Source organism: Pseudomonas sp. AL10 (genome assembly GCF_029960685.1).
GTDB classification, from domain to species: domain Bacteria; phylum Pseudomonadota; class Gammaproteobacteria; order Pseudomonadales; family Pseudomonadaceae; genus Aquipseudomonas; species Aquipseudomonas lactis.
Genome location: NZ_JASBQZ010000017.1, coordinates 38,477 through 63,925, shown reverse-complemented (window position 1 = coordinate 63,925; position 25,449 = coordinate 38,477). Strand labels below are relative to the sequence as shown.

Here is a 25,449-nt window from a genome sequence, read left to right as displayed (position 1 = left end):
CAGATTAGCGCTTGTGTTCCTTCACTTCGGCTTCACGCAGGCGCGGAGCCAGCTTGTCGAGCACGCCGTTGACGAACTTGTGGCCGTCGGTCGAACCGTAGACTTTCGCCAGTTCGATGCCCTCGTTGATCACGACGCGGTACGGCACGTCAACGCGCTTGAGCAGCTCCCAGGTGGACAGACGCATCACGCACAGCTCAACCGGGTCGAGTTCTTCGATGGTCAGGTCCAGGCATGGCGCCAGGGCTGTGTCGATCTCGGTCAGGTTGGCATGCACGCCGTGCAGGATGTCGTGGAAATACGGCAGATCGGCGAAGGTGAAATCGTTGTCAACGCGAAACTGCGCTTCGATCTCGTTCAGCGAAGCACCTGCCAGGTGACGCTGGTACAGCGCCTGGGTGGCCAGTTGACGAGCAGCGCGACGCTTTTCGTTCTTGGAAGGCTTGCCGGCGTCCGCAGGGCGAGGCTCGCGCGGGTTGAAACGATCGCTTTCGTCGGAAATCACTTGGCCTCCAACTGCGACAGCAGGCTGACCATTTCCAGGGCGGACAAGGCAGCTTCGGCGCCTTTGTTACCGGCCTTGGTGCCGGAACGCTCGATGGCTTGCTCGATGGAATCGACGGTCAGTACGCCGAAAGCGACTGGCACGCCGAACTCCATGGACACCTGGGCCAGGCCCTTGGTGCATTCGCCGGCCACGTATTCGAAGTGCGGGGTACCGCCACGGATCACTGCGCCCAGGGCGATGATCGCCGCGTATTCACCCTGCTGAGCAACTTTTTGCGCAACCAGTGGAATTTCGAAGGCGCCAGGCGCACGGATAAGGGTGATATCGCTCTCGCTTACACCATGGCGAACCAGGGCGTCAACGGCACCGCTTACCAGGCTTTCAACCACGAAGCTGTTGAAGCGGCCAACCACCAGGGCATAGCGGCCTTTGGGGGCGATGAAGGTACCTTCGATGGTCTTCAGGGTCATTCGACAAATCTCTTAAAGAGCCGGGACGCGAAAAGTGCGTCCCTTAGTGATGATTTAACCGCGAACAAGGGGCAAAAATCGCCGGCCTTTATTCGGAGGGCACGTATTCTACAACTTCCAGGTCGAATCCGGATATCGCATTAAACTTCATCGGTGCGCTCATCAGGCGCATTTTGCGCACGCCCAGGTCGCGCAGGATCTGCGAACCGGCACCGACGATGCTGTAGGTGGTCGGTTTTTTCACCGGCACGGCGTCGGCAGTTTCGCGGATGTGCGCCAGCAACACGTCACCATCGAGCGGGTGACCGAGCAACAGCACCACACCGCTACCCGCCTCGGAAACCGCAGCCATAGCGGCGCGCAGGCTCCAGCGGCCCGGCTGTTTGACCATCAACAGGTCACGCAGTGGGTCCATGTTGTGTACGCGTACCAGGGTCGGCTCTTCTGCGCAAATGTTGCCCAGGGTCAGGGCCATGTGCACGTCGCCTTCCACTGAATCACGGTAGGTCACCAAATTGAATTGGCCCAGTTCGCTGTCCAGTGGCTGCTCGGCAATCCGCTGAACGGTACGTTCGTGGATCATGCGGTAGTGAATCAGGTCGGCGATGGTACCGATCTTGAGGTTGTGTTCGGCGGCAAAGGCTTCGAGTTCAGTACGACGGGCCATGGTGCCATCATCGTTCATCACTTCGCAGATCACCCCGCTTGGCTCGAAACCGGCCATGCGCGCCAAATCGCAGGCGGCTTCGGTGTGGCCGGCGCGGGCCAGGGTACCGCCCGGCTGGGCCATCAGCGGGAAGATGTGGCCGGGGCTGACGATGTCTTCAGCCTTGGCGTCTTTCGCCGCCGCAGCTTGCACGGTGCGGGCGCGGTCAGCGGCGGAAATACCGGTGGTGACGCCGGTGGTGGCTTCAATCGATACGGTGAACTTGGTGCCGAAACCCGAGCCATTGCGCGGCGCCATCAAGGGCAGCTTGAGCAATTCGCAGCGTTCGCGGCTCATGGGCATACAGATCAGCCCACGGGCGTGCTTGGCCATGAAGTTGATGTGCTCGGGCTTGCACGCCTCGGCGGCCATGATGATATCGCCTTCGTTCTCGCGATCTTCGTCATCCATGAGGATGACCATCTTGCCTTGGCGGATGTCTTCAACCAGTTCTTCGATGCTATTGAGCGCCACGCGGCACCCCCTTGGTCAGGATTTCAGGTAGCCGTTAGCGGCCAGAAAACTTTCGGTGATGTTACCGGTTGCAGGCTCTGCGGCCTTTTCGCCCAGCAACAGGCGCTCCAGGTAACGGGCAAGCAAGTCCACTTCCAGGTTCACCCGGCGGCCCGGCTGGTACGAGGCCATGATGGTTTCGCTGAGGGTGTGGGGAATGATGGTCAGTTCGAATTCGGCGCCATTCACGGCGTTCACGGTCAGGCTCGTGCCGTCGACGGTGATCGAGCCTTTGTGGGCGATGTACTTGGCCAGCTCTTTGGGCGCGCGGATACGGAATTCCACCGCGCGGGCGTTTTCGCTGCGGGCAACCACTTCGCCGACACCGTCGACGTGGCCGCTGACCAGGTGACCGCCCAGGCGGGTGGTCGGCGTGAGGGCTTTTTCCAGGTTGACCGGGCTGCCGGCCGCAAGATCGTTCATTGCGGTGCAGTCCAGGGTTTCCCGGCTGACATCGGCGGCAAAGCCGTTGCCTGGCAGCTCGATGACGGTCAGGCACACGCCGCTGACGGCAATGCTGTCGCCCAGCTTGACGTCGCCGAGGTCCAGCTTGCCGGTTTCAACCAGCAGGCGGACATCCCCGCCTTTGGGGGTCATTGCACGGATGCTGCCGATGGATTCGATAATGCCGGTGAACATTTCGTTCTCCTGAAAACGAGGGGGCTGCCGCTTAAGCGCAGGCCGGGAATTATACGCTCGCTGCTGGGACGGGGATGGCAGTGACTCGCCAGTCGTCGCCTACAGCGCGCATGTCGGTGATCTTGAGTTGGGGCGCGTCGGCGAGTTTCTCAAGCGGCCAGTCCAGCAACGGCCGGGCAGCGGAGCCGAGGAACTTGCCGGCGATGAATATCACGTACTCATCCACCAGGCCTTGTTGGGCAAACGCACCGGCCAGGCTTGGGCCAGCTTCCACCAACACATCGTTGACGCCACGGGCAGCCAGGGCGACCAGTGCCGAGCGCAGGTCAACCTGGCCGTCCACCCCCGGTACCACCAGGCACTCGGGGCCGCGGGGGAACTGGTTCTCCGGAGTGACGCAGGTGATGACCAATGCCGGGCCGGCCTTGAAGAACGGTGCGTTGAGCGGCACCCGCAGGCGGCCATCGATCAACACGCGCAGCGGCGGGCGCGACATGGCCAGGGCGGTGGTTGCTTCGTCCAGGCCCAGTTCGGCGGCGCGTACGGTCAAGCGGGCGCCGTCGGCCAGTACCGTGTCGGCACCGGTCAGCACCACACTGGCTTCGGCGCGCAGGCGTTGCACCGCAGCGCGGGCGGCGGGGCCGGTGATCCATTGGCTTTCGCCGCTGGCCATCGCCGTGCGACCGTCCAGACTCATTGCCAGCTTGACCCGCACGAACGGCAGGCCGTGTTCCATGCGTTTAAGGAAGCCGGGGTTAAGCGCCCGCGCTTCGGCTTCCAGCACACCGCTGCGCACCTCGATACCCGCCTGGGCCAGACGCTGCATGCCCCGTCCGGCCACTTCCGGGTTCGGGTCCTGCATGCCGGCCACCACCCGCGCGACGCCGGCGGTCACCAGCGCATCGGCGCAGGGCGGCGTACGGCCATGATGGCTGCACGGTTCAAGGGTCACGTACACCGTCGCGCCACGGGCCTTGTCGCCCGCGGCGCGCAGGGCATTGGGCTCGGCATGGGGCTCGCCGGTGCGCTCATGCCAGCCTTCGCCGACAATCTGCCCGTCACGCACTATCACGCAGCCAACCCGCGGGTTGGGGTGGGTGGTGTACAGGCCCTTGCGCGCCAATTCAAGGGCGCGGGCCATGTAGTGGGCGTCGAGCACAGCCTGTTCAGAGGTCATTGTTTGGAGGGCTCACGGGCCAGGCGGTCGATCTCTTCGCGGAACTCATTGAGGTCCTGGAAGCGTCGATACACCGAGGCAAAACGGATATAGGCGACTTCGTCGAGCTTTTGCAGCTCGCCCATCACCAGTTCACCGACCACCAGGCTCTTGACCTCGCGCTCGCCGGTCGCCCGCAGCTTGTGCTTGATATGCACCAGCGCCGCTTCCAGGCGCTCGACACTCACCGGGCGTTTTTCCAGGGCGCGCTGCATACCGGCGCGCAGTTTTTCTTCGTCGAAAGGCTGGCGGCTGCCGTCGGACTTGATCAGACGCGGCAACACCAGTTCGGCGGTTTCGAAGGTGGTGAAACGTTCACCACAGGCCAGGCATTCGCGCCGGCGACGCACTTGGTCGCCCTCGGCGACCAGACGCGAGTCGATGACCTTGGTGTCGTTGGCACCGCAGAAGGGACAGTGCATGGTTGGCAGGCAACAAAAAATGGGAGGGCCATGGTAGCGCATCCCTGTGGCAAGACAAGCCATAGCCTTTACGGTATATAGGCAGGCTTATATGTTTCATATTTTTTAAGCCACGGATTTTGTCCTCTCTGGAGCCGTACATGCAGTTACGACCACTCGTTCTACTCAGCCTGTTCAGTTTTCTGGTCGCCTGCAGCAGCGAAGCCCCCAAGCCGGCCGCGCCTCAACCCACCCCGGCGCAAGAGAAGAAAGTCCCGGGCATTGAAGACCTCGGCCCCCTGCCCGCCTATCAGCGCGAAATCAGCGGCAGCCTGACCAATGTGCCGGCCGGTGCCGAAGTCGAGATGGCGCTCTTGGTGATCGACGAGCGTTCGCGCCCGCAGCAACTGCTCGCCAGCAGCGTACTGAGCGGCAACGGCAAGCCCCTGGCCTTCCGCCTGCGCTTCAACCCTGAAGCCTTCCCGGCCGGTGCCCGCGTGGAATTGCGCGGTCGCGCCAGCCAGTCCGGCCAGCTGATCCTGCATCTGCCGGCCGTGCGCGTCACCCAGGCGATCACCCAGAGCACCGGCCCCCTGCAACTCGTCAAGGCGCCATGACGCCACCGCTGGGCCTGCAACACGCCTTGGGCGCGTTGATTGGCGATGCTCAATTGGTGCCCTGCCCGTTACCGGGCACCGCATTGTCGTTGTGGCTCCTGGACGCCGACAACATGGACCGCGCCTTCAGCCAGGAAGAAACCCGGCGCATCCTGCATGAGCCGCCCTACTGGAGTTTTTGCTGGGCCAGCGGCCTGGCGTTGGCGCGTTACCTGGCGGCGCATCCCGAGTGGGTCGCCGGCAAACGCGTGCTGGATTTCGGCGCAGGTTCGGGCGTAGCCGGGATCGCCGCCGTCAAGGCTGGCGCCCTGGAGGTGGTGGCCTGCGACCTTGACCCATTGGCCTTGGCCGCTTGCCGCGCGAATGCCGAACTCAACCAGGTGGCGCTGAGTTATTCGGCAGACTTTTTTGCCGAAGCCGACCGCTTCGACCTGATCCTGGTGGCCGACGTGCTCTACGACCGCGCCAACTTGCCGTTGCTGGATCAGTTCCTCACCCGCGGCCGCGAAGCGCTGGTGGCGGATTCGCGGGTACGGGATTTCCAGCATCCGGCTTACCGGCGGCTGGAGATCCTCGAGGCCTTGACGTTGCCGGACCTGGCTGAGCCTTGGGAGTTTCGTAAGGTGAGCCTGTACCATTCGCGGCGTGCTTGAGGCCATCGAGGGCAAGCCCGCTCCCACAGGGGAATGCATTTCAAGGTGGGAGCTACCACGATACTTTCAGCCAACCTCGCCAGCCCTTATAGTTGCCCCCATTCCCGCTTTATTCGAGACGCCCCATGAGTGAGCCTACGCCGTACATCTTCGACGTCACCACCGCCAACTTCGATCAGGCCGTTATCCAGAACTCCTTCGAAAAGCCTGTATTGGTCGATTTCTGGGCCGAATGGTGCGCCCCCTGCAAAGCACTGATGCCAATGCTGGCGAAGATTGCCGAGAGTTATCAGGGTGAGTTGCTGCTGGCCAAGATCGACTGCGAAGCCGAACAGGACATTGTGGCGCGTTTTGGCATTCAAAGTCTGCCGACGGTGGTGCTGTTCAAGGATGGCCAACCGGTGGACGGTTTTGCTGGTGCACAGCCAGAGTCGGCAGTGCGGGCGATGCTGGAGCCCCATGTGCAAATGCCACCGCCGGCTGCGGCGGACCCGTTGGAGCAGGCTCAGACGCTGTTCAGCGAAGGGCGTATCAGCGAAGCCGAAGCACTGCTAGTGCAGTTGCTGGGCGAGGATAATACCAACGCCGCCGCCCTGATCCTGTATGCACGCTGCCTGGCCGAGCGCGGTGAATTGGGTGAAGCCCAGGCCGTGCTCGACGCGGTCAAGAGCGACGACCACAAGGCCGCGCTGGCCGGAGCCAAGGCGCAAATCACCTTCCTGCGCCAGGCTGCGGACTTGCCGGACGCCGCCGAGCTGAAAAGCCGCCTGGCGCAAAACCCGCAGGATGACGAAGCGGCCTATCAGTTGGCGATCCAGCAACTGGCGCGCCAGCAATACGACGCGGCGCTGGAAGGTTTGCTCAAGTTGTTTATCCGCAATCGCAGCTACAGCGAAGGCCTGCCCCACAAGACCTTGCTGCAAGTGTTCGAATTGCTGGGCAATGATCACCCGCTGGTCACGGTGTACCGCCGCAAGTTGTTTGCCGCGTTGTATTAATCACCGATCCAACTGTACAGCGGCGTATCCCCGCCGCTGCTCACCTTCACCTTGGCGCTGTGGCGCAGGCGCACCAGCAGGCGCTTGCCCGCCCCGGCATCGCCAGCCAAGCCTTCGAGTTGATCGAGCAATTCCAGACCATTGAGTTGTCCGGCCTTGCGCAGCAAATCCTGGGCGTTCTGCCACAGGTCCTCGTTCTGTTTGACCGGAGCCGCAGTGGGCGCGCTGGGCGTTGGCGTGGCCTGCAGCTGGGCACCCAATCGCGCCCAATCGCCGTCGTCCAGCTCCAGGGTCAAGTCCACCGGCAGGTCGCCGATGGTTCCACGAATTCGCAACATCGTCCTTACTCCTGCATTTTTTCTGACGGGCATGCTCCCATGCAGCTTGCGCAACACCAAGCGGGCGGTCAAACTCTCGGATCATTTGTTATAAGATCACATAACAAAACTTTCATCCTGGAGCCCTCTCATGCGCCGTTTGCTGCTTGCTTTGCCGTTTGCCCTGCTGCCACTGGCTGTCGCTCATGCTCACGAAGACCATGACCACGAACACGGCAGCCTCGGCGCCCATGAACATGGCGTCGGGCGCCTGAATGCCGTGCTGGACGGCCAGGCCCTGGAGCTGGAACTGGACAGCCCGGCCATGAACCTGGTGGGTTTCGAGCATGTGGCAACCAGCGCCGCCGACAAGGCCAAGGTCGCCGCCGTGCGCAAACAGCTGGAAAATCCATCGGCGCTGTTCAACCTGCCCAAGGCCGCAGGTTGCGTGGTCAGCAGCCAGGAACTCAACAGCCCGTTGTTCGGTGACAAACCAGAAGCCGAGCATGACGACGATGACCACGCCTCCGACGGCAAAGGCGCCGCCGCCCACAAGCATGATCACGACCACAGTGAAATCCACGCCCATTACCAGTTCACCTGCGCCACGCCGGCGGCCCTGGGCAACCTGGACTTGAGCCAAGTGTTCAAGACCTTCCCCGCCACCCAGAAAATTCAGGTACAACTGATCGGCCCGAGCGGTCAGCAAGGTGTTGACGCGACGGCCACCGCCGCCACGCTGAAGTTCTGACTTGAAAGCACAGTCCCTGTGGGAGCTGGCTTGCCTGCGATACAGGCGACGCGGTGCAGCAGGCACACCGTAGCGATGCCATCGCAGGCAAGCCAGCTCCCACAGTGGATTGGCGCCATTTTCGACTACCAGGCGACACTGACTTCCCATGACTCAAGCGTTAATCGAACTGTCCGACCTGGGCTTCCACTGGCCCGGTCACCCGCAGTTGCTGGACATCCCCGCGTTCCGCCTGGAACCCGGGGAAACCCTGTTTCTCAAGGGCCCGAGCGGCAGTGGCAAGACCACTTTGCTCGGGCTATTGGGAGGCGTGCAGAAACCCAGCCAAGGCAGCATCCGCCTGCTCGGCCAGGAGTTGACCGAACTCTCGGCCGGTGCTCGTGACCGTTTCCGTGTGGACCACACCGGCTATATCTTCCAGCAGTTCAACCTGCTGCCGTTTCTGTCGGTGCGCGAGAACGTCGAGCTGCCTTGCCACTTTTCCAAGCTGCGCGCGCAACGGGCCAAGCAGCGTCACGGCAGCGTCGACCAGGCCGCTGCGACCTTGCTCGCACACCTGGGTTTGAAGGACCAGAGCCTGCTGGAACGCCGTGCCGATTCGCTGTCCATCGGCCAGCAACAACGGGTGGCCGCTGCCCGAGCGCTGATCGGCCAGCCGGAGCTGGTGATCGCCGACGAGCCCACCTCGGCCCTGGACTACGACGCCCGCGAAGCCTTCCTGCAGTTGCTGTTCGCCGAATGCCGCGAAGCGGGCGCCAGCCTGTTGTTTGTCAGCCATGACCAGAGCCTGGCGTCGCTGTTCGACCGCAACCTGTCGCTGGCCGAACTCAATCGCGCCGCCATGCCCGCAGAGGTTTGAGATGTATCTGTTCCGTCTAGCCATGGCCAGCCTGGCTAACCGCCGCTTTACCGCGATCCTCACCGCGTTTGCCATCGCGCTTTCCGTCTGCTTGCTGCTCGCGGTGGAGCGTGTGCGCGTCGAGGCGCGCAACAGTTTCGCCAGCACCATCAGCGGCACCGACCTGATCGTCGGCGCCCGTTCCGGCTCGGTCAACCTGCTGCTGTACTCGGTGTTCCGCATTGGCAACGCCACCAACAACATCCGTTGGGACAGCTACGAGCACTTCGCCGCCAGCCCACAAGTGAAATGGGCGATCCCGATCTCCCTCGGCGACTCCCATCGCGGCTACCGGGTGATGGGCACCAACGAGTCCTACTTCGAGCACTACCAGTACGGGCGCAAGCAAAACCTCGAGCTGGCCAGCGGCCGCGCCTTCGCCACCGACCCGTTCGAGGTAGTGCTCGGCGCCGAAGTGGCCGAGGCCCTGCATTACAAACTCGGCGACAAGCTGGTGCTGGCCCATGGCGTGGCGGTGGTCAGCCTGGTCAAGCATGACGACAAACCGTTCACGGTGGTCGGCATTCTCAAGCGCACCGGCACGCCGGTGGACCGCACGCTGCATATCAGCCTCGGCGGCATGGAAGCGATCCATATCGACTGGCACAACGGCGTGCCGGCCCAGGGCAAAGGCCGCATCAGTGCCGACCAGGCGCGCAATATGGACCTGACGCCGCAAGCCATTACCGCGTTCATGCTCGGCCTGAACAACAAGATTTCCACCTTTGCCTTGCAAAGAGAGATCAATGAATTTCGTGGCGAGCCCATGCTGGCGATCCTGCCCGGCGTCGCGCTGCAAGAGTTGTGGAGCATGATGGGCACTGCCGAAAAAGCCTTGTTTGTGATCTCGCTGTTCGTGGTGCTGACCGGTTTGATCGGCATGCTCACGGCGATCCTCACCAGCCTTAACGAGCGCCGCCGCGAGATGGCGATCCTGCGGTCGGTGGGCGCGCGGCCTTGGCACATCGCAACGCTGCTGATCTTCGAAGCCTTCGCCCTGGCCTTGTCCGGCGTGGTAGCGGGCCTGGGTTTGCTGTACCTGTGCATCGCCGCCTCGCGGGGTTATTTGCAGGCCAATTACGGCCTGGACCTGCCGATGTCGTGGCCGAGCGAATATGAATGGACGTTGCTCGCCGGTATCCTGGCAGCCGCCTTGTTGATGGGCAGCGTGCCCGCGTGGCGCGCCTACCGCCAATCTTTGGCCGATGGCCTGTCCATCCGTTTATGAGGAAGGCTTCGATGCGTCGTGCCCTGTTTGCCCTGTTGTTGTTGATGGCCGTGCCTGCCTGGGCGCAGGAGCAGCCCAGGGATTTGTCCTGGCAGGAGATGATCCCGCCGGATGCGCCACCAGAAGTGCCCAATATGAAGCCGCTGCACGACCTGTCGAACATGGCCGATGCCTTGTCCGCCGAAGCCGCGCCGGCGGCCAAGCAGGACATGCCCAACGCGCCGGTGGTACAGAGCCTGGATGGCCAGCATATTCGCCTGCCAGGGTATATCGTGCCGCTGGAAGTCAGCGAAGAAGGCCGCACTACGGAGTTTCTGCTGGTGCCGTATTTCGGCGCCTGCATCCATGTGCCGCCACCGCCGTCGAACCAGATCGTGCATGTGAAAAGCGAGGTGGGGGTGAAGCTCGATGAGCTGTATCAACCGTACTGGATCGAAGGCGCGATGCAGGTCAAGCCATCGTCCAGCGAATTGGCCGACGCGGGTTACCAGATGGATGCCCAGAAGATTTATATGTACGAGCTGGAGGAATAACCCCCACCAGCAACACACTGAAGCTCCCACAGGTTTAGATCAGTGCCGAAAGTGACTGATCACCCTTTCATTGAGCTGAGTCAAAAGACCGAACGGAACGATCTTTACCATTGGACGTACAACTTTTAAACGTCCTTTGGAGCTCCCATGAACAAGTCTCTGCTCGGCGCGTCCCTCTTCGCGCTCGCCCTCGTCGCCCCCGTCGCTCACGCTCACCAGGCGGGCGATATTCTGGTTCGTGCCGGTGCTATTACCGTGAACCCGAAGGCCGACAGCGGCAGCGTCAAGGTTGACCAGGGCCCGCTGGCCGGTACCAACCTGGGCGGCAAGGCGACCATGAGCAGCGACACCCAATTGGGCTTGAACTTCGCCTACATGATCACCGACCACGTCGGCATCGAATTGCTCGCGGCCACGCCGTTCGAGCACGACGTGAAGATCAAGAACACCGCCCTCGGTGCCGCCAACGGCAAGCTCGGCACGCTCAAACACCTGCCGCCGACCTTGAGCGTCGTGTACTACCCGCTGGATCATAAGTCTGCGTTCCAGCCGTATGTGGGCGCCGGTATCAACTACACCTGGATCTACGACGAACACGTGGGCAGCCGTGCCGAACAGGCCGGTTTCAGCAACTTCAAGGCCGAAAACTCCTGGGGCTGGGCCGCGCAGATCGGCGCCGACTACATGATCAACGACAAGTGGATGATCAACGCCCAGGCGCGCTACATCGACATCAGCACCAAAGCGACTGTGGATAACAACGCGCTGGGCCAAGGCACTCGGGCCAAGGTCAATGTGGATGTAGACCCGATGGTTTACATGGTGGGTATCGGCTACAAGTTCTAAGTCCGGTTAAGCCACACCGCATAACCCATGTGGGAGGGGGCTTATGTGGGAGCCGGGCTTGCCCGCGATGCAGACACCTCGGTGTATCAGTGATACCCAGGTGATGCTATCGCAGGCAAGCCAGCTCCCACATAAGTCCCCTCCCACTTTTGGTTTTGGGGGTGTCAGCTATGGCGGTAGAAGCTATCCAGAAGCGCCGGCAAGCCTGCCCGCCATGCCCGTGGTTTGATACCAAAGGTATGCAGGATTTTCTTGCAGGCCAACACCGCATGCTGCGGTTCATCCGCCGCATCCGGCCGCGCTGCGTGAGCCTGGGCGGTGGGGGACTCGATGGCGAGCGGATGGAAGTTGCGCGCTTCAGTGAGAATCGCCTGGCCCAGCGCCAACGGCGTCGTCGCCTCGTGGCCGGCGTAGTGGTAAGTGCCCCACAGCGGCGCAGCGCAATCGAGTTGCTTGAGCACCGAGATGATCACCCGTGCTGCATCGTCCACCGGCGTCGGGTTACCCCGGCGGTCGTCGGCCATCAGTAGCTCGTCGGCGCTCTCGGCCCGGGCCAGGAAGCGCCCGAGCGTGCCATCGGCGCTGTCATCGAGCAACCAGCCAAACCGCAGCAGTACATGCTGCGGGCATGTGGCGCGCACGCTTTGTTCGATACGCCACAACGCCTGACCGCGCAGGCCCAGGGGCACCGGCTCGTCTTTCTCGCTGTAGGCGGTGGCGCGGGAGCCATCGAATACGCGGTAGCTGGACGGTTGCAGCAGGGTGATGCTGTGATGCTGGCACAGCTCGGCCAGGCGTTCGATGGCGAATTCCTGGGCGGCCAAGCGGGACTCGCTCACGGCTTCGGCCTGGAACCAGTCGAAATAGTAGGCGAGGTTGATCAAGGCATCGGGACGGGTGTCGTCGAGCAATTGGGTGAGACTTGCGGCATCCCAGCCGTCTTGGGGCGGTTTGGGGGCGAGGAAACCGATGTCTTCCTCCGCACCGAGGCGAATCAGCGCCTGCCCGAGGGCATTCCCGCCGCCCAGTAACATAAGGCGCATTCGCATAGATTGAGCAGGCCCGGTCTGTTTGGAACGATGGTTATTATCGACAGGCGTGTGTGCCCTGTCGTAGGTCATTGCCAGAATCGTTGCATTTTGCGGGCTTGTAGCGCAACCGTCACGGATTAAGTGTCTTGACGTCGGGTTCGGCGGCCTCCTGTTTCAGCGCCGCGCGCGGTGCGAGCAAGAGCTGCTGTGGATAAGTCTGGGCGAAGTGCACCGCCTCACAGTTATCCACAAGCTTTTTCAGGCGCTGGTTAAACGCACGGCTGACCGCGTACTGGCCACCCGAAACCGTGCGGAACTGCGCAGTGAGCACCACGCCATTGAGGTCCATCTTGTCTACCCCGAACACCTCCAACGGCCCTTGCAGGTTGTACTTGAGGAACACATCGTCGCGGATCGACTGGCCGGCTTCGCGGATCAGCTCCACGGCCTTGTCCACGTCGGTGTCGTAGGTGAACTGCACGGAGAAGAACGCATAGGCGAACTGACGGGACTGGTTGGTGACCGCCTTGATCTGCCCGAACGGCACAGAATGCACAAAGCCCTTGCCGTCGCGCAGGCGCAGGGTGCGGATGGTCAGGCCTTCGACGGTGCCGGCGTGGCCGGAGTCGAGCACCACCCAATCGCCGATGGACAGGGTGTCTTCGATAATGATGAACAGGCCGGTGATCACGTCCTGCACCAGTTGCTGTGACCCGAAACCGATGGCCAGGCCCACCACCCCGGCGCCCGCCAGCAACGGCGCGACATTGATGCCCAGGTTGGCCATGGTGGTGATCGCGCAGATCACCACCAGGATGATCTTCACCGCATTGCGCAGCAGCGGCAGGATGGTTTTGACCCGGGTACTGGGCTGGCGACTGGAGCGTTTGCTCACCGGTGGCTTGAGGGCTTCCTGGATCGCCGTATCGAGCACCACCCAGAACAGCCAGGTCACCAACAGGATCAGGCCGATGCTGCTGAGGGAGTCACTGATGGCCCGGCCCACCGAGTTGCGCTGGGCGAATTCGAACAGCGAAACACCCCAGATACGCCCGAGTATCTCGATAAACGCGATGGCCATGACGATGCGCAAAATCGCGTGCAGCAAACTCAGGAAGCGTTCCTTGTAGGCGCTGCTGCGCTGGATCGATACCTGGCTGCGGGACTTGAACAGGTGTTGCAACACGGTGCTGAGAAACACCGTGCCGATCAGTAACAAGGTGGTGAGCAGTGCGCAGCGCAGGGCCTCTTGGTTATCGTCACCGGCGCCAATCAGGTTGACCGCCGAGACCAGCACCATCAACAGAATCGGCCAGTACCAGAGCCCGGAAAACACCCGCAACGATTGTTGCAATGCTGGATGTTTGAGGCGCTGGGCCAGCGGCCGATTGCGGATCAAATGGGCCACCGGCCGACGCAGGCGGACCACCAGCACGCCAAAGATGACCGCGGCAAACAGGCCGGTAAACACGGCGATGCTGCTGGTGATATTGCCGCCCAGTTGCCGAGCGATTTGCGGGCTGGTCAGCGCATCGCTGAGGGCCGCGAGAAAGCCGATCAGGAACAGCGGCTTGGGGCAATAGTCACGAATGATCTGCACCGCAGGCCGCTTGTGCCCGACGTTAAACATCACAATGACGCACAGCAGCAACGAGGTGGAAAAGATGCCACTGCTGGTGGCGTAGGCAAAACACAGCGCCAGGGCGCGACCGACAGACGCGGCTAAAAAGTGACTGACATAAAGGGTCAGCGGCAGGCAGATCAGCGCTGGAATCGTGTAGGGCACCACATAGCCCAGCAAGCCTTGCAGCCGTTGACGCCGCGCAAGGAATGGGCGGCGGCTCGCGCGTTTCACAACCAGGCGCCCCAGCATCGTCAGCACAGCAAAGGCACCGGCCCACACGCCAGACAACAGCAGGAAATCGCCGGCCACGCTCCACGGCGAGCGAGCGGTGGTCTGGTCCACCAGGCGCCCTACTTCGTCTGCGGCGCGGTCGGCCCGCAGGCGCCAGGCGTCAATGAGGTTCTGGTTGAGGTCGAGCTTGTCTTGCACGTCATCAATGCTGGAACTGATGGCCCCGAGTAGCCCGCCTTGCACCAGCAATTCCGGCTTGGCCGGCGTCTCGGCAGCGGGTGCCGTCGCTGCGGCTTGCAGTGCGCCGTTACCGCAAAGCAGCAGCGCGCCGAGCAGTAATGCAGTCTTTAGATTCAGCAAAACAGCGAGCTCCTTCAGCAGGGTCTGTAAGGAACTGACGGGTTTAGGCCTTGATCGTTCCCCGCATGGGCGATGCCCTCCGATCTTTTCCTACCCTGTACCGCCTGTAGGAATGTGGAAACTTTCAGCCAAATAGCGCAGTCATCCCATAACGGAGGTCACCTCACCCACCAACCACGGGAGCACACATGGCGGCGATTCACATCGGCATTTCCGGCTGGCGCTACACGCCCTGGCGCGGGGACTTCTACCCCGAAGGGCTGACCCAGAAACGCGAGTTGCAGTTTGCGTCACGCGCCGTCAACAGCATCGAAATCAACGGCTCGTTCTACGCGCTGCAAACCCCTAAGCGCTATGCCGAGTGGTATGCCGATACGCCTGAAGGTTTCATGTTCAGTGTCAAGGCGCCCCGTTTCATCACGCACATCCTGCGCCTGCGGGACGTGCACAAGCCGATGGCGAATTTCTTCGCTTCCGGGGTGCTGGAACTCAAAGAAAAACTCGGCCCAATCCTCTGGCAGTTTCCGCCCAGCTTCAAATTCGACGCCACGCTGTTCGAAACCTTTTTGGCTGAATTACCTACCGATACCCAGCAGGCCGCCGCCCTCGCGCGCCAGCATGAGCCGCGCCTTAACGGCAAGGCGAGCATGAAGGCCTATGCCAAGAAGCCGTTGCGCCATGCCGTGGAGATTCGCAACACGAGTTTTGCCGTGCCGGAGTTCATCCAGATGCTGGATAAACACGGGGTGGCCCTGGTGGTCGCAGACACCGCAGGCAAGTGGCCATACATGGAAGACGTGACCGCCAACTTCATGTACCTGCGCTTGCACGGCGACAAGCAGTTATACGCCAGTGGCTATAGCGCCGAAGCGCTCCAGCGCTGGGGTGACCGCATCGAGCGCTGGGCCCACGGCAAGCAGCCTGCCGATGCACACCTGGTCGACCCGCACCACACGCCCCGCAGGCGTAAACAGCGCGATGTGTTCTGCTTTTTCGACAACGACATCAAAGTTCGCGCCCCCTTCGATGCACGCCAATTGCTGCAACGTTTCGGGCTGGACCAACACCTGCTCACCGAACCTGGCCGGCTGCCGGAACCAGGAGTATTGCCATGACACATCCAGAGCTGATCCCCACCCCGCCGACCACCGCCATCACCCGCTTTACAGTGCTGACGGTCAATATCCACAAGGGTTTCACCGCGCTGAATCGCCGCTTCATCTTGCCCGAGCTGCGTGAAGCGGTGCGCAGTGTGGGCGCAGACATGGTGTTCTTGCAGGAAATTCATGGCACCCACGAACGCCATCCACAGCGCTACAGCGACTGGCCAAAAATGCCGCAGTATGAATTTCTCGCTGACAGCATCTGGCCGCAGTTTGCCTATGGCCGCAATGCGGTGTACCCCCATGGCGACCATGGCAATGCACTGCTGTCCAAATTTCAGATCATCCGCTATGACAACCTCGACATATCGCAAAGCGGCCATGAAAACCGCGGCCTGCTGCATTGCGTGCTGCGCCTGCCGGGCAGCGGTCAGCAGGTGCACGCGATCTGCATCCACCTGGGCTTGCGCGAGGGGCATCGCCAACAGCAGTTGCGGTTGCTGGAACAACGTATCAGCGAGATTCCGGCTGATGCGCCGTTGGTGGTCGCTGGCGACTTCAACGACTGGCGGCAAAAGGCCGACCTGAGCCAAAGCGGTTTGCAGGAAGTGTTCATGCACACCCTCGGTAAACCGGCGCGCACCTTCCCAGCACGCCTGCCGCTACTGCCGCTGGACCGTATTTATGTGCGCAACCTGACGGTGCACAACCCGCGCGTGCTCACCACTCGGCCTTGGTCCCATCTCTCAGACCATGTGCCGCTGTCGGTGGAGGTGGAGCTATGAACGTTGCGGTAGACCATATCGCCACAGACCAACCGCCAGACGACAGCAAGGCGCGGGATCTGGATTACGGCTGGCAGAGCGGCAACCAGGTGCAATTGCTGGAGAACGGCGAGGCGTATTTTCCTGCCGTATTCGAGGCGTTGCGCGGCGCCGAGCGCGAGATCCTGCTGGAGACCTTTATCCTCTTTGAAGACAAGGTCGGCGTTGAGCTGCACAGCATCCTCATCGAGGCGGCCAAGCGCGGGGTGAAGGTGGTGGTCAGCCTCGACGGTTTTGGCTGCGGCGAACTGAGCCCGGGCTTCCTGCGGGAGTTGGCCGAGGCCGGGGTAATGGTGCAGATGTTCGACCCGGCGCCCAAGACCCTTGGCATACGCACTAACTGGTTTCGCCGCCTGCATCGCAAGATCGTCGTGGTGGACGCCCGCGTGGCGTTTATCGGCGGGATCAATTTTTCTGCCGATCACCTGGCGGATTTCGGCCCCGAAGCCAAGCAGGATTACTCAGTACAGGTGATCGGCCCGGCTGTGGCCGACCTCCACCATTTCGCCCTCGCCCAAAGTGGCCGCCAGGTGCGCAGCCGTCGCGGTTGGCGGCGGCGCCAACAACGGCCTTCGCCCTGGACGAACGAGCCAGGCGATGGCCTGGTACGCCTGATTTATCGCGACAACATCCAGCATCGTGACGACATCGAAGAAGCGTATATCCACGCCTTGAGCCAGGCCCGGCAGCGGGTGGTGATCGCCAACGCGTACTTCTTCCCCGGCTACCGCCTGCTTCGTGAGATCCGTAACGCGGCACGCCGTGGCGTGCAGGTGCAGTTGATCATGCAGGGCCAGCCCGACGTGCTGTTGGCGAAACTGGCTGCGCGAATGCTCTATGACTACTTGCTCAAGGACGGCGTGGTGATCCACGAATACTGCCAACGCCCGCTGCACGGCAAGGTGGCGTTGGTGGATGACGAATGGAGCACCGTCGGCTCCAGCAACCTGGACCCACTGAGCCTGGCATTGAACCTGGAAGCCAACGTGCTGATTCGCGACCGGGCTTTCAATCAACAGCTCTACGAACGCCTGGAAGCCCTCGCCCACAATCATTGCCAGACCATGCCGGAAAAGCGCAAACCACGCCTGTGGCTCTGGCGCTTGACCGTGGGTTTCCTGGTGTTTCATGTGATGCGCCATTTCCCGGTACTGGCCAGTTGGTTGCCGGCCCACAAACCGCGCTTGAAACCTTTTGAGGCCGCGCCCCATGACGTCTGAAGCCCGCCCCCAAGCGCAAGCCTCTGGGTTCAAGCGCTGGAAGAAACCGCTGACGATTGCGTTCTTCGTGCTGCTGATCGTGTTGTTTACCCTGCTCGCCCGGCGCATCGACTGGAGCGAAGTGTTCCAGACCCTGAGCGAGTTCAAGCTGCGCACATTGTTCATCGCCGGCGCGCTGACGCTGTGCAGTTTCATTGTCTACGCCTGTTTTGACCTGATCGGCCGCACCTACATTCGCCAGCCGCTGCGCTGGAAGCAGATATTGCCGGTGGGCATCATCAGCTACGCGTTCAACCTCAACCTCAGCGCTTGGGTCGGCGGCATTGCCATGCGGTACCGGCTGTATTCGCGCCTGGGCGTGAGCACCAGCAATATCGCCAAGATCCTCGGCCTGAGCCTGGCCACCAATTGGTTCGGCTATATGGTGTTGGCCGGGGTGGTGTTCAGCAGCGGGTTGGTGACCCTGCCGCCAGGCTGGAAGCTCAGCAGCGGCGCCTTGCAAGGGGTCGGGGTGTTATTGGTGCTCGCGAGCCTGGGCTACCTGGCGGCGTGCCGGTTTTCTAAAAAGCGCGCGTGGTCGATTCGCGGTATCGAGATCAACTTGCCGTCGCTGCGCATGGCCTGTTTGCAGCTGGCTCTGGGTGCGTTGAACTGGTCGTTGATGGCCGCAGTGATATTCACCTTGCTGCCGGCCAAACTGGATTACCCGTTAGTGCTGGGGGTGCTGTTGATCAGTGCGATTGCCGGGGTGGTCACCCATATCCCGGCCGGGTTGGGGGTGTTGGAGGCAGTGTTCATTGCGCTATTGCAACATGAGGCGTCGCGGGGGAGTTTGCTGGCGGGGCTGATCGCGTACCGGGCAATTTATTTTATTTGCCCGTTGTTGATTGCACTGGTGATGTATCTGGGGGTGGAGGCCAAGGCCAAGGCGTTGCGGGTGAAGAAGACAGCCTGATGAGACGGTGGTGACTGTTGAATCGCTATCGCGGGCAAGCCCGGCTCCCACAGGGGAATGCATTCCAAAGTGGGAGCCGGGCTTGCCCGCGATAGCGATCACGAGGACAACGACTATCGGGCCTGAATGATGCTCAACCGCTCCCCCACCACCATCTCGGTAATCCAGTCCACCAGTATCGAGGTATACGCCTGTTGCGACACCGGGTCGCTCAGGGAATGGTCGGCGCCGTCGATGATGCGGTGGGTCAGGGAGTGGGTCTGCTGGCACGCCGCGCGGTAACTCATGATGGTGGCGTGGGGCACATGGTCGTCGGTTTCCGACTCGACAATCAGCACATCGCCGGTAAATTGCGCGCAGGCATGCAGGGCCCGGTTGGTTTCGGCGTGCACGAGGGTGCCGCGGTAATCCATCAGGTCGGCTTTGTCCAAGTCGCGCTTGGGCTTGAGCCATTCCTGGTCGCGGTACAGCGCCGGCACTCGCAGCGCCAGCCAACGCACCGGGCGCAATGAGGTGAGGATCGCTGCCAGGTAGCCGCCATAACTGGTGCCTACCACCGCCACCGCCGAGGTGTCGATCGCCGGGTGGGACAGCAGGCGGTCATAAGCGGCCAGCAGGTCGCGCAGGTTGTCTTCGCGGGTGACGCGGGACAAGGGGATGCCGGTGCCAGCATGACCACGCAGGTCGAAGGTCAGGCACACACACCCAAGGCCTGCGATACCTTTGGCCCGCTCCAGGTCGCGCTCCTGGCTACCGCCCCAACCGTGCACGAACAACACACCGGGCACTTTGGACTTGGGGCTGAGGAAGGTCCCGCTCATTTGTTCGTCGTCTATATCAATGCTGATGCTCTCGCTTCTAGCCGTCATAAGTCTTGACCGTCACATACTTGAGTAGAAAGTCGCTGTTTTCGGCCGGGCCTCGGTATACCTCGATGGCATCCGCCGGCAGCGCTTGGTCTATATAGGTTTCTACCGAGGACACACGGATGGCCTTGAGGCCCGGATGGTTGATAAAGCTCTGCAGCGCCGCGACTTCCGCGCTGCTGGCCCCGCCCATGCGCCAGGATTGTTCGAGCACGCCACTGCGGCGCTGGCCTGTGCTGTCCAGGCCTTGGGCGATGTCGTAGTTGCGGCGCGAGGCGAAGAAGCCTGGGTAGGCCTCATTCGCAGCACGGTCGAACACCAGCGCCTGTTCGATAGCCTTATGCACGTCTTCAGGCAGATTCAGTTTGAGCAGCGCTGCATAATCACCGGGGACGACCAGCAGATCGGAACCGCCGTAGACCTCTTCCCCCAGCCCGTCTTGCGTCAGGTGCTGCTCGCCGCAGTAGCTGAAGAGGTGATCGCCGATAAAACTCTGGCCCACACTATGGGTGACCACCTCGTGCAGGTCTTGTTCCAGCACCACGCCTTGATTGAACATTCCGGCCGCTTCCGGGCGCGCCACTATCGCGTCGAACTCATCCAGGCTGTGGATAACTTCCTGCCCCCGCCCTGCACAGGCATTTACGGGTTTCAGACGAATCGGGCCGCTGTAGAGCAAGCGGGTCGCGGCAGGCCGCGCGTCCTCAAGGGCGAACACACTCACGCCGTCCAACACCACGTCACGCACACGCTCGCAGAATGTCGGCGACCAGCCTTCGGGCGCCTTGGCCTCAGGACTCAGCAGGCCGTGACTGATGGCTTTGGTGCAGATGAAAGCGTGATCGACATAGCCGCCCCACAGATCTTGTGGCCCCTCGATATTGAGCAGGCGCGCTTGGGCGGGCCCGACCAGGGTTTGCGTGGGCAGCAGATACAATTCCCGACCCGCATGCAGGGCCGGGTCGTAACTGCCACCGAACTTGAGCCCCAGGATCTGCGCCAGCCAGCGTGCGAGGGCGCGGTTGGTTTCGATTTCATGCAAGGGCGCGCCTTCTCGCATGGAGTGGGCAACCACTAGCTTCTTGTTGCGACTTATGGGGGTCATGCGTTCCCCTTTCTATCAGCCGTTGTGTAGCAGGAGGGCTGCATGGATCAGGCCAACATAGGGTTTGCGGGGATGGCCGTAAAATCAATCAGTTGCGCAAGAAGTGATGGCCGTTAGCCTGTTTTATTCTGCACGACCCTAAGTTAACCCTGCGGCGTTCTGCACGATTCAAACCCCAAAGCGGTTGCGGTAATCGCTGGGGGACAAGCCGGTGATTTTCTTGAAAATGGCGCGAAAGGCGCTGGGGTCCTGATAGCCCACGGTCCAGGCAATGTGATCGATCGTGCCGTTGGTGAACTCCAGCATCTGCCGTGCCTTACCGACACGCAGGTGCTGGCAGTACTCGGTGGGTTTCAACCCGGTGGCGTTGCGAAAGCGCCGCAGGAAGGTACGCTCCTCCAGGTTGGCCTCCTGCGCCATCGCCGCCACGGACACATCCACCGCGCCACTGGCTTGCAGCCAATGCTGGACCTTGAGGACTGCACCATCACCGTGCCTGAGAAGCGGCGCAAAGTTGCTACCACATTGGCTGGCGCTGGCGCTGTGTTCGATCACCAGAAAACGCGCCGTATCGGCCGCAACGCTCGGGCCCATCAGCCGGTCGACCAGGCGCAGGCCCAGTTCGGACCAAGCCATCAGCCCCGCGGAAGTGATCAAGTCGCCGTCATCGACAATGGGTTTATCCGCTTCCAGGCGCACCGCCGGGTAACTGGCCGCAAAAGACTTCGCGGAGGACCAGTGGGTGGTGGCGCTGCGACCATCCAACAAGCCGCTGCGCGCCAGCATGATCGAACCGATGCACACACCGCCCAGCACGGTGCCGGCTGCATGTTGCTGGCGCAGCCATTGCAGCAGTGCAGGCGGCGCCTGGTCTTCGGTGAACTCGGCAATCGAGGGCGGCACCAACACGGCCATCATCGGTTGGTCGGGGCCTGGGTGGCTGTCGAACGTGCGCGCGGGCATGCCGCGGGCATCTACCTGCCAGTGGCTGACCCGCAGCAGCGGCAGTTGCGCAGATTCATGCTCGGCGGCGATGCGGTTAGCGACCCCGAACAGGTCGGTCAGCCCGTGGACTGCGGCGAGTTGCGCGCCCTGGTAGATCAACACACCCAGCTCGACAGTGCTGCGTTGCGCGGCCATTGTCAGTTTTCCCCCTGTTATTGTCGGTGCAGCCAATCCTCGGCGCGGCCGCCAGATAAGATACTAGGCCCATCAACCCATCACGAGGCAACACACATGGTCAAGCAGGCGCTCATCCTAATCGATATCCAGAACGACTACTTCCCCCAGGGCAAGTGGCCGCTCGACGGCGTGGAAGCCGCAGCGGACAAGGCAGCGCAGGTGCTACAGGCGTTTCGGCAAGCAGGCGATGCGGTGATTCATGTACGGCATGAGTTCGCTGGCGACGACGCACCGTTCTTCACACCGGGCTCCGAAGGCGCGCATTTGCATGCCAAGGTGCTCAACGAGGGCGATGAACCGGTGGTGCTCAAACACTTCGTGAATGCGTTTCGCCAAACCAACCTGCGCGAACTGCTGGAAAGGCGCAGCATCACCGACGTGGTGGTGGTGGGTAGCATGAGCCATATGTGCGTTGACGCCGTGGTGCGGGCAGCGGCGGACCTGGGCTACAAGGTTACGGTGATTCATGATGCCTGCGCGACCCGCGACCAGGAATTCAACGGCCAGGTGATTCCGGCGGCGCAGGTGCACGGCGCGTACATGGCCTCCCTGGCCTTTGGCTATGCGGGTGTGGTGTCGGCAGAGGAATATTTGAAGGCCCAAGCAGCGGCCGCGTGACCGCCACCCGGGCTGATCGCTTTAGCGCGTGGCAATGATGAACAGCCGCGGAAAAGGCAACAACACCGTGCCATCGGCCAGGGCTGGATAAGCCTGGGTAATTCGCGCCTGGTATTGCTGCAGGAAGGCGGCTTTTTCATCGTCGGTCAACGGCGCAAGAAAAGGCCGCAATGCCGAAGCCTTGAACCACTCCACCACCGCCCCGTGGTCCGCCAACGGGTGCTGATAGGTGGTGCGCCACACATCCACGGTACTGCAATGCTTGCTCAGCAGTTCGTAGTAGTAACTGGCGGTGTGCCGTTCATTGTGTTTGACCGCCCCAATCTTGGCCGCCCATGGGCCATCGGCCGCAACTTCACGGGCCAGGCGATGGGCGGGCTCGTCAAGGTTGTCCGGGGTTTGCACCGCCAGCGTACCGCCTGGGTTCAGTTGGTGGACCAAGTGCGGGTACAGCGTGGCGTGATCGGGCAGCCATTGCAGCGAGGCATTGGCCAGGATCACATCCAAGCGTTGCGCCGGATGCCAGGCGCCGATGTCTGCCAGCTCGAAGTTCAACCTGGGCAGGCGCTTGCGGGCGTCCAGCAACATGTCATCGGAGCTGTCCATGCCCGTGACGTGCGCTTGGGGGAAACGCTCGGCCAGTACTTCGGTGGAGTTCCCCGGCCCGCAACCCAGGTCGACGGCGGTGTTCACGTCGGTGTTGGGAATGGCCGCCACCAGGTCACGGACGGGGCGAGTGCGCTGCTGTTCGAACATCGTGTACTGCTTGGCGGACCAGGTCATCACAGCTTTCCTTCTTGCTAGAGGTGGCGACAGCCTAAATCTTGTGAGCCATGAGAACAAATGCTGGGGTTGGTGTGCTGTTTGCACAAAGGCATCCCGTGCACCGACACCTGGGCATTGCCCATAAAAAACCCCCGATGCTTTCGCTATCGGGGGTTTTGTTTGTTCAGGGTCGGTCTTGGACCTTAGAACGGGATATCGTCATCAAAACTGTCGAAATCCGGAGCCGGTTGCGGAGCAGCCTGTTGTGGCGCTGGGCGCGACTCACGCTGTGGCTGCTGGCTTGGCTGCGGACGCGACTGCTGTGGGCGCGGTGCCGAGTTGGACATGCCGCCCTGGCCCTGTTGGTCGCCCTGTGGACGGCCGCCCAGCAGTTGCATGGTGCCTTGCATGTCGACCACGATTTCGGTGGTGTAACGCTTGATGCCGTCTTTTTCCCACTCACGGGTTTGCAGTTTGCCTTCGATGTACACCTGCGAACCTTTGCGCAGGTATTCACCGGCGATCTCTGCGACCTTGCCGAACAACGACACGCGGTGCCACTCGGTTTTCTCTTTGCGCTCGTTGGTCTGCTTGTCGGTCCACTGTTCGCTGGTCGCCAGGCTCAGGTTGGTCACAGCATTACCGTTAGGCAAGTAGCGAACTTCGGGATCCTGGCCGCAAGTACCGACCAATATGACTTTGTTAACCCCACGGGCCATAACGTTCTCCTAGGCTGGGCGCGCTGTCGGCACTGGGTTGACCAGTTGCTCGAGCGTCGCGCGATCCAATAATTCGGTGTCCAATTTGATGTAAATGGCCGCCTCTTCAGCGACCACCACTGCATCCGTTACCCCTACCACGGCCTTCAGGCGCTCGACCAGGCCGGCTTCGCGGATCGCCTCGGGCGATAGCGGCAAACGCAGGCTGGTGACGTAGGGAGGTTCGCGCATGGTAACAGCAAAGACCAGCCAAAGTGCAGCCAGCGCGGCGCATCCAAGGAACACAACCGACAAACCGCCATGCTGGAACATCCAGCCGCCCATGATACCGCCCAACGCGGAGCCCAGGAACTGGCTGGTGGAATACACCCCCATGGCCGTGCCCTTGCCGCCTGCCGGTGAAACTTTACTGATCAGTGACGGCAACGACGCCTCGAGCAGGTTGAACGCGGTGAAAAACACCACCGTGCCGATCACCAGTGCGCGCAGGCTGTCGCCGAACTGCCAGAAGAATAGTTCAGTGAGCATCAATGTCGCGACGGCGCCGAGTAAAACTCGTTTCATTTTGCGTTTCTTCTCGCCATAGATGATGAACGGGATCATGGCGAAGAACGAAATCAACAACGCAGTGAGGTAGACCCACCAGTGCTGCTCCTTGGGCAGCCCGGCTTTTTCCACCAGGGCCAGGGGCAAGGCGACGAAGCTGCACATCAGCATGGCGTGTAATACGAAGATACCTAAATCCAGGCGCAGCAGGTCCGGGTGCTTGAGCGTCGGCAGCAACGCCTTGCGTGCAACGCCCGATTCACGGTGCGCCAGGGTGCCGGTGGAGCGCGGCACCATAAACGCCACAATCAGGATGCCGAACAACGCCATGCCGCCCGTGGCCAGGAACAGCCCATGCAAGCCGAACGCGCGCGTGAGCAAGGGGCCGACCACCATGGCCACGGCAAACGACAGGCCGATGGTCATGCCGATCATCGCCATGGCCTTGGTGCGGTGTTGTTCGCGGGTCAGGTCCGAGAGCAGCGCCATCACGGCGGCGGAGATCGCACCGGCGCCCTGCAGGATGCGCCCGGCGATCACGCCCCAGATCGAATCGGACTGGGCCGCGAGCACACTGCCAAGGGCGAATACGATCAGCCCGAGATAGATCACCGGGCGACGGCCAATGCGGTCGGAAATAATCCCGAACGGAATCTGGAAAATCGCCTGGGTCAGGCCATAGGCGCCAATCGCCAGGCCGATCAAGGCGGGGGTGGCGCCTGCGAGATCCATCCCATAGGTGGCCAGCACCGGCAACACCATAAACATGCCCAGCATACGGAAGGCGAACACCAGGGCCAGCCCGCTTGCCGCTCGGGTCTCGCCGCTACTCATGCGTTCGCTGTGGGGATCGTGCATGGAAAAACCTCGTGTGAACCGGCGGCGATTCTACCAGTCCCATCGATTGAGAGGGTATATGCGGCGCTTTGCCGCGCAGCTTTCATGTAAGGCTGCAAGCGGCGTTTTGACAGTGTATATTCATCCAGTCTTTAGCCGTATACTCCGG

At 61.8% G+C, this 25,449-nt stretch carries 28 protein-coding genes; 13 read left to right on the top strand and 15 right to left on the bottom strand.

Annotated features, from left to right (window positions below; genetic code table 11):
- Nucleotides 1-4: 4 nt before the first annotated feature.
- The 6 genes from nusB to nrdR all read right to left on the bottom strand — a co-directional run bounded on the left by nusB (nt 5) and on the right by nrdR (nt 4,474).
- Nucleotides 5-505: a transcription antitermination factor NusB gene (gene nusB, locus QK296_RS17125; RefSeq protein WP_003194574.1), complete on the bottom strand. Its 501-nt coding sequence runs from the start codon at nt 503-505 to the stop codon at nt 5-7.
- Nucleotides 502-978 (bottom strand): 6,7-dimethyl-8-ribityllumazine synthase, encoded by a 477-nt coding sequence (gene ribE / locus QK296_RS17120; protein WP_003194576.1) that lies wholly within the window; start codon nt 976-978, stop codon nt 502-504. Before ribE ends, nusB begins: the two co-directional genes overlap by 4 nt.
- A gap of 88 nt (nt 979-1,066) precedes the next feature.
- A complete protein-coding gene (gene ribBA, locus QK296_RS17115) occupies nt 1,067-2,158 on the bottom strand; it encodes a bifunctional 3,4-dihydroxy-2-butanone-4-phosphate synthase/GTP cyclohydrolase II (RefSeq protein WP_003194579.1) in 1,092 nt (363 codons plus the stop codon).
- Between the two features lie 15 nt (nt 2,159-2,173).
- On the bottom strand, nt 2,174-2,836 hold the full coding sequence (locus QK296_RS17110) for a riboflavin synthase (RefSeq protein ID WP_003194580.1): 663 nt from the start codon (nt 2,834-2,836) through the stop codon (nt 2,174-2,176).
- Nucleotides 2,837-2,885: 49 nt separating this feature from the next.
- Complete coding sequence (gene ribD, locus QK296_RS17105) at nt 2,886-4,013, bottom strand: bifunctional diaminohydroxyphosphoribosylaminopyrimidine deaminase/5-amino-6-(5-phosphoribosylamino)uracil reductase RibD (RefSeq protein ID WP_003194582.1); 1,128 nt, start codon at nt 4,011-4,013, stop codon at nt 2,886-2,888.
- Nucleotides 4,010-4,474, bottom strand: coding sequence for a transcriptional regulator NrdR (nrdR, locus tag QK296_RS17100; protein WP_019818855.1), 465 nt, complete (start codon nt 4,472-4,474; stop codon nt 4,010-4,012). Before nrdR ends, ribD begins: the two co-directional genes overlap by 4 nt.
- A 140-nt stretch (nt 4,475-4,614) precedes the next feature.
- Here nrdR and QK296_RS17095 point away from each other — a divergent pair, with 140 nt between their 5' ends.
- The 3 genes from QK296_RS17095 (at nt 4,615) to trxA (ending at nt 6,721) form a co-directional block, all read left to right on the top strand.
- Nucleotides 4,615-5,070: a YbaY family lipoprotein gene (locus QK296_RS17095; protein WP_034133864.1), complete on the top strand. Its 456-nt coding sequence runs from the start codon at nt 4,615-4,617 to the stop codon at nt 5,068-5,070.
- Entirely contained in the window at nt 5,067-5,723 is a 657-nt protein-coding gene (locus QK296_RS17090) for a 50S ribosomal protein L11 methyltransferase (protein ID WP_282391121.1), read from the top strand. Before QK296_RS17095 ends, QK296_RS17090 begins: the two co-directional genes overlap by 4 nt.
- Nucleotides 5,724-5,848: 125 nt before the next feature.
- A complete protein-coding gene (gene trxA, locus QK296_RS17085) occupies nt 5,849-6,721 on the top strand; it encodes a thioredoxin (RefSeq protein WP_003194589.1) in 873 nt (290 codons plus the stop codon).
- Here trxA and QK296_RS17080 read toward each other — a convergent pair.
- Nucleotides 6,718-7,059 (bottom strand): hypothetical protein, encoded by a 342-nt coding sequence (locus tag QK296_RS17080; RefSeq protein WP_003194591.1) that lies wholly within the window; start codon nt 7,057-7,059, stop codon nt 6,718-6,720. The two genes, trxA and QK296_RS17080, sit on opposite strands and share 4 nt — an antisense overlap.
- Before the next feature lie 130 nt (nt 7,060-7,189).
- On the opposite strand from QK296_RS17080, the gene QK296_RS17075 reads away from it, so the two are divergent.
- The 5 genes from QK296_RS17075 (at nt 7,190) to QK296_RS17055 (ending at nt 11,294) form a co-directional block, all read left to right on the top strand.
- Complete coding sequence (locus tag QK296_RS17075) at nt 7,190-7,789, top strand: DUF2796 domain-containing protein (protein ID WP_003194593.1); 600 nt, start codon at nt 7,190-7,192, stop codon at nt 7,787-7,789.
- A 148-nt stretch (nt 7,790-7,937) separates the two neighbouring features.
- A complete protein-coding gene (locus QK296_RS17070; RefSeq protein ID WP_003194595.1) occupies nt 7,938-8,648 on the top strand; it encodes an ABC transporter ATP-binding protein in 711 nt (236 codons plus the stop codon).
- Between the two features lies 1 nt (nt 8,649).
- A complete protein-coding gene (locus QK296_RS17065; protein WP_003194597.1) occupies nt 8,650-9,915 on the top strand; it encodes an ABC transporter permease in 1,266 nt (421 codons plus the stop codon).
- Between the two features lie 11 nt (nt 9,916-9,926).
- Entirely contained in the window at nt 9,927-10,448 is a 522-nt protein-coding gene (locus tag QK296_RS17060) for a DUF3299 domain-containing protein (RefSeq protein ID WP_032900890.1), read from the top strand.
- 147 nt (nt 10,449-10,595) lie between these two features.
- On the top strand, nt 10,596-11,294 hold the full coding sequence (locus QK296_RS17055) for an OmpW family outer membrane protein (protein ID WP_003194600.1): 699 nt from the start codon (nt 10,596-10,598) through the stop codon (nt 11,292-11,294).
- Between the two features lie 164 nt (nt 11,295-11,458).
- On the opposite strand, the gene QK296_RS17050 is transcribed toward QK296_RS17055, so the two are convergent.
- Both QK296_RS17050 and QK296_RS17045 read right to left on the bottom strand, forming a co-directional pair.
- Nucleotides 11,459-12,343 (bottom strand): sugar nucleotide-binding protein, encoded by an 885-nt coding sequence (locus tag QK296_RS17050; RefSeq protein ID WP_032900893.1) that lies wholly within the window; start codon nt 12,341-12,343, stop codon nt 11,459-11,461.
- Between the two features lie 112 nt (nt 12,344-12,455).
- Entirely contained in the window at nt 12,456-14,540 is a 2,085-nt protein-coding gene (locus QK296_RS17045; RefSeq protein WP_169856589.1) for a mechanosensitive ion channel domain-containing protein, read from the bottom strand.
- 188 nt (nt 14,541-14,728) lie between these two features.
- On the opposite strand from QK296_RS17045, the gene QK296_RS17040 reads away from it, so the two are divergent.
- From QK296_RS17040 to QK296_RS17025, 4 genes are read left to right on the top strand one after another with little or no spacing between them, the layout of a single operon-like run.
- Nucleotides 14,729-15,655: a DUF72 domain-containing protein gene (locus QK296_RS17040; protein ID WP_003194609.1), complete on the top strand. Its 927-nt coding sequence runs from the start codon at nt 14,729-14,731 to the stop codon at nt 15,653-15,655.
- On the top strand, nt 15,652-16,428 hold the full coding sequence (locus tag QK296_RS17035; RefSeq protein ID WP_169856587.1) for an endonuclease/exonuclease/phosphatase family protein: 777 nt from the start codon (nt 15,652-15,654) through the stop codon (nt 16,426-16,428). The genes QK296_RS17040 and QK296_RS17035 overlap by 4 nt, the downstream gene beginning before the upstream one ends.
- Nucleotides 16,425-17,687 carry a cardiolipin synthase ClsB gene (clsB, locus tag QK296_RS17030; RefSeq protein WP_169856585.1) on the top strand — a complete coding sequence of 421 codons (1,263 nt, stop codon included), beginning with the start codon at nt 16,425-16,427 and terminating at the stop codon, nt 17,685-17,687. Before QK296_RS17035 ends, clsB begins: the two co-directional genes overlap by 4 nt.
- Nucleotides 17,677-18,642, top strand: a complete 966-nt coding sequence (locus QK296_RS17025) for a lysylphosphatidylglycerol synthase domain-containing protein (RefSeq protein ID WP_034133872.1) — start codon at nt 17,677-17,679, stop codon at nt 18,640-18,642. Before clsB ends, QK296_RS17025 begins: the two co-directional genes overlap by 11 nt.
- A gap of 113 nt (nt 18,643-18,755) precedes the next feature.
- Here QK296_RS17025 and QK296_RS17020 read toward each other — a convergent pair whose 3' ends face one another.
- The 3 genes from QK296_RS17020 to QK296_RS17010 form a co-directional block, all read right to left on the bottom strand.
- Nucleotides 18,756-19,511 (bottom strand): alpha/beta fold hydrolase, encoded by a 756-nt coding sequence (locus tag QK296_RS17020; protein ID WP_003194616.1) that lies wholly within the window; start codon nt 19,509-19,511, stop codon nt 18,756-18,758.
- Nucleotides 19,501-20,613, bottom strand: a complete 1,113-nt coding sequence (locus tag QK296_RS17015; protein ID WP_212614772.1) for a DUF3182 family protein — start codon at nt 20,611-20,613, stop codon at nt 19,501-19,503. The genes QK296_RS17020 and QK296_RS17015 overlap by 11 nt, the downstream gene beginning before the upstream one ends.
- 168 nt (nt 20,614-20,781) lie before the next feature.
- Nucleotides 20,782-21,753: a GlxA family transcriptional regulator gene (locus QK296_RS17010; protein ID WP_120248732.1), complete on the bottom strand. Its 972-nt coding sequence runs from the start codon at nt 21,751-21,753 to the stop codon at nt 20,782-20,784.
- 96 nt (nt 21,754-21,849) lie between these two features.
- Here QK296_RS17010 and QK296_RS17005 point away from each other — a divergent pair, with 96 nt between their 5' ends.
- Complete coding sequence (locus QK296_RS17005) at nt 21,850-22,413, top strand: cysteine hydrolase family protein (protein WP_169856582.1); 564 nt, start codon at nt 21,850-21,852, stop codon at nt 22,411-22,413.
- 21 nt (nt 22,414-22,434) lie between these two features.
- Here QK296_RS17005 and tam read toward each other — a convergent pair whose 3' ends face one another.
- The 3 genes from tam to QK296_RS16990 all read right to left on the bottom strand — a co-directional run bounded on the left by tam (nt 22,435) and on the right by QK296_RS16990 (nt 25,301).
- Nucleotides 22,435-23,196: a trans-aconitate 2-methyltransferase gene (gene tam, locus QK296_RS17000; protein WP_003194624.1), complete on the bottom strand. Its 762-nt coding sequence runs from the start codon at nt 23,194-23,196 to the stop codon at nt 22,435-22,437.
- A 185-nt stretch (nt 23,197-23,381) separates the two neighbouring features.
- A complete protein-coding gene (locus tag QK296_RS16995) occupies nt 23,382-23,897 on the bottom strand; it encodes a single-stranded DNA-binding protein (protein ID WP_003194626.1) in 516 nt (171 codons plus the stop codon).
- A 9-nt stretch (nt 23,898-23,906) separates the two neighbouring features.
- Nucleotides 23,907-25,301: an MFS transporter gene (locus QK296_RS16990; protein ID WP_034133877.1), complete on the bottom strand. Its 1,395-nt coding sequence runs from the start codon at nt 25,299-25,301 to the stop codon at nt 23,907-23,909.
- Nucleotides 25,302-25,449: the final 148 nt, after the last annotated feature.

Coding starts and splice junctions, on each gene's coding strand:
- ribE (WP_003194576.1), bottom strand. CDS start 978: ATGACCCTGAAGACCATCGAAGGTACCTTCATCGCCCCCAAAGGCCGC.
- QK296_RS17110 (WP_003194580.1), bottom strand. CDS start 2,836: ATGTTCACCGGCATTATCGAATCCATCGGCAGCATCCGTGCAATGACC.
- ribD (WP_003194582.1), bottom strand. CDS start 4,013: ATGACCTCTGAACAGGCTGTGCTCGACGCCCACTACATGGCCCGCGCC.
- nrdR (WP_019818855.1), bottom strand. CDS start 4,474: ATGCACTGTCCCTTCTGCGGTGCCAACGACACCAAGGTCATCGACTCG.
- QK296_RS17095 (WP_034133864.1), top strand. CDS start 4,615: ATGCAGTTACGACCACTCGTTCTACTCAGCCTGTTCAGTTTTCTGGTC.
- QK296_RS17090 (WP_282391121.1), top strand. CDS start 5,067: ATGACGCCACCGCTGGGCCTGCAACACGCCTTGGGCGCGTTGATTGGC.
- trxA (WP_003194589.1), top strand. CDS start 5,849: ATGAGTGAGCCTACGCCGTACATCTTCGACGTCACCACCGCCAACTTC.
- QK296_RS17080 (WP_003194591.1), bottom strand. CDS start 7,059: ATGTTGCGAATTCGTGGAACCATCGGCGACCTGCCGGTGGACTTGACC.
- QK296_RS17075 (WP_003194593.1), top strand. CDS start 7,190: ATGCGCCGTTTGCTGCTTGCTTTGCCGTTTGCCCTGCTGCCACTGGCT.
- QK296_RS17070 (WP_003194595.1), top strand. CDS start 7,938: ATGACTCAAGCGTTAATCGAACTGTCCGACCTGGGCTTCCACTGGCCC.
- QK296_RS17065 (WP_003194597.1), top strand. CDS start 8,650: ATGTATCTGTTCCGTCTAGCCATGGCCAGCCTGGCTAACCGCCGCTTT.
- QK296_RS17060 (WP_032900890.1), top strand. CDS start 9,927: ATGCGTCGTGCCCTGTTTGCCCTGTTGTTGTTGATGGCCGTGCCTGCC.
- QK296_RS17055 (WP_003194600.1), top strand. CDS start 10,596: ATGAACAAGTCTCTGCTCGGCGCGTCCCTCTTCGCGCTCGCCCTCGTC.
- QK296_RS17050 (WP_032900893.1), bottom strand. CDS start 12,343: ATGCGAATGCGCCTTATGTTACTGGGCGGCGGGAATGCCCTCGGGCAG.
- QK296_RS17040 (WP_003194609.1), top strand. CDS start 14,729: ATGGCGGCGATTCACATCGGCATTTCCGGCTGGCGCTACACGCCCTGG.
- QK296_RS17035 (WP_169856587.1), top strand. CDS start 15,652: ATGACACATCCAGAGCTGATCCCCACCCCGCCGACCACCGCCATCACC.
- clsB (WP_169856585.1), top strand. CDS start 16,425: ATGAACGTTGCGGTAGACCATATCGCCACAGACCAACCGCCAGACGAC.
- QK296_RS17025 (WP_034133872.1), top strand. CDS start 17,677: ATGACGTCTGAAGCCCGCCCCCAAGCGCAAGCCTCTGGGTTCAAGCGC.
- QK296_RS17020 (WP_003194616.1), bottom strand. CDS start 19,511: ATGACGGCTAGAAGCGAGAGCATCAGCATTGATATAGACGACGAACAA.
- QK296_RS17015 (WP_212614772.1), bottom strand. CDS start 20,613: ATGACCCCCATAAGTCGCAACAAGAAGCTAGTGGTTGCCCACTCCATG.
- QK296_RS17010 (WP_120248732.1), bottom strand. CDS start 21,753: ATGGCCGCGCAACGCAGCACTGTCGAGCTGGGTGTGTTGATCTACCAG.
- QK296_RS17005 (WP_169856582.1), top strand. CDS start 21,850: ATGGTCAAGCAGGCGCTCATCCTAATCGATATCCAGAACGACTACTTC.
- tam (WP_003194624.1), bottom strand. CDS start 23,196: ATGACCTGGTCCGCCAAGCAGTACACGATGTTCGAACAGCAGCGCACT.
- QK296_RS16995 (WP_003194626.1), bottom strand. CDS start 23,897: ATGGCCCGTGGGGTTAACAAAGTCATATTGGTCGGTACTTGCGGCCAG.
- QK296_RS16990 (WP_034133877.1), bottom strand. CDS start 25,301: ATGCACGATCCCCACAGCGAACGCATGAGTAGCGGCGAGACCCGAGCG.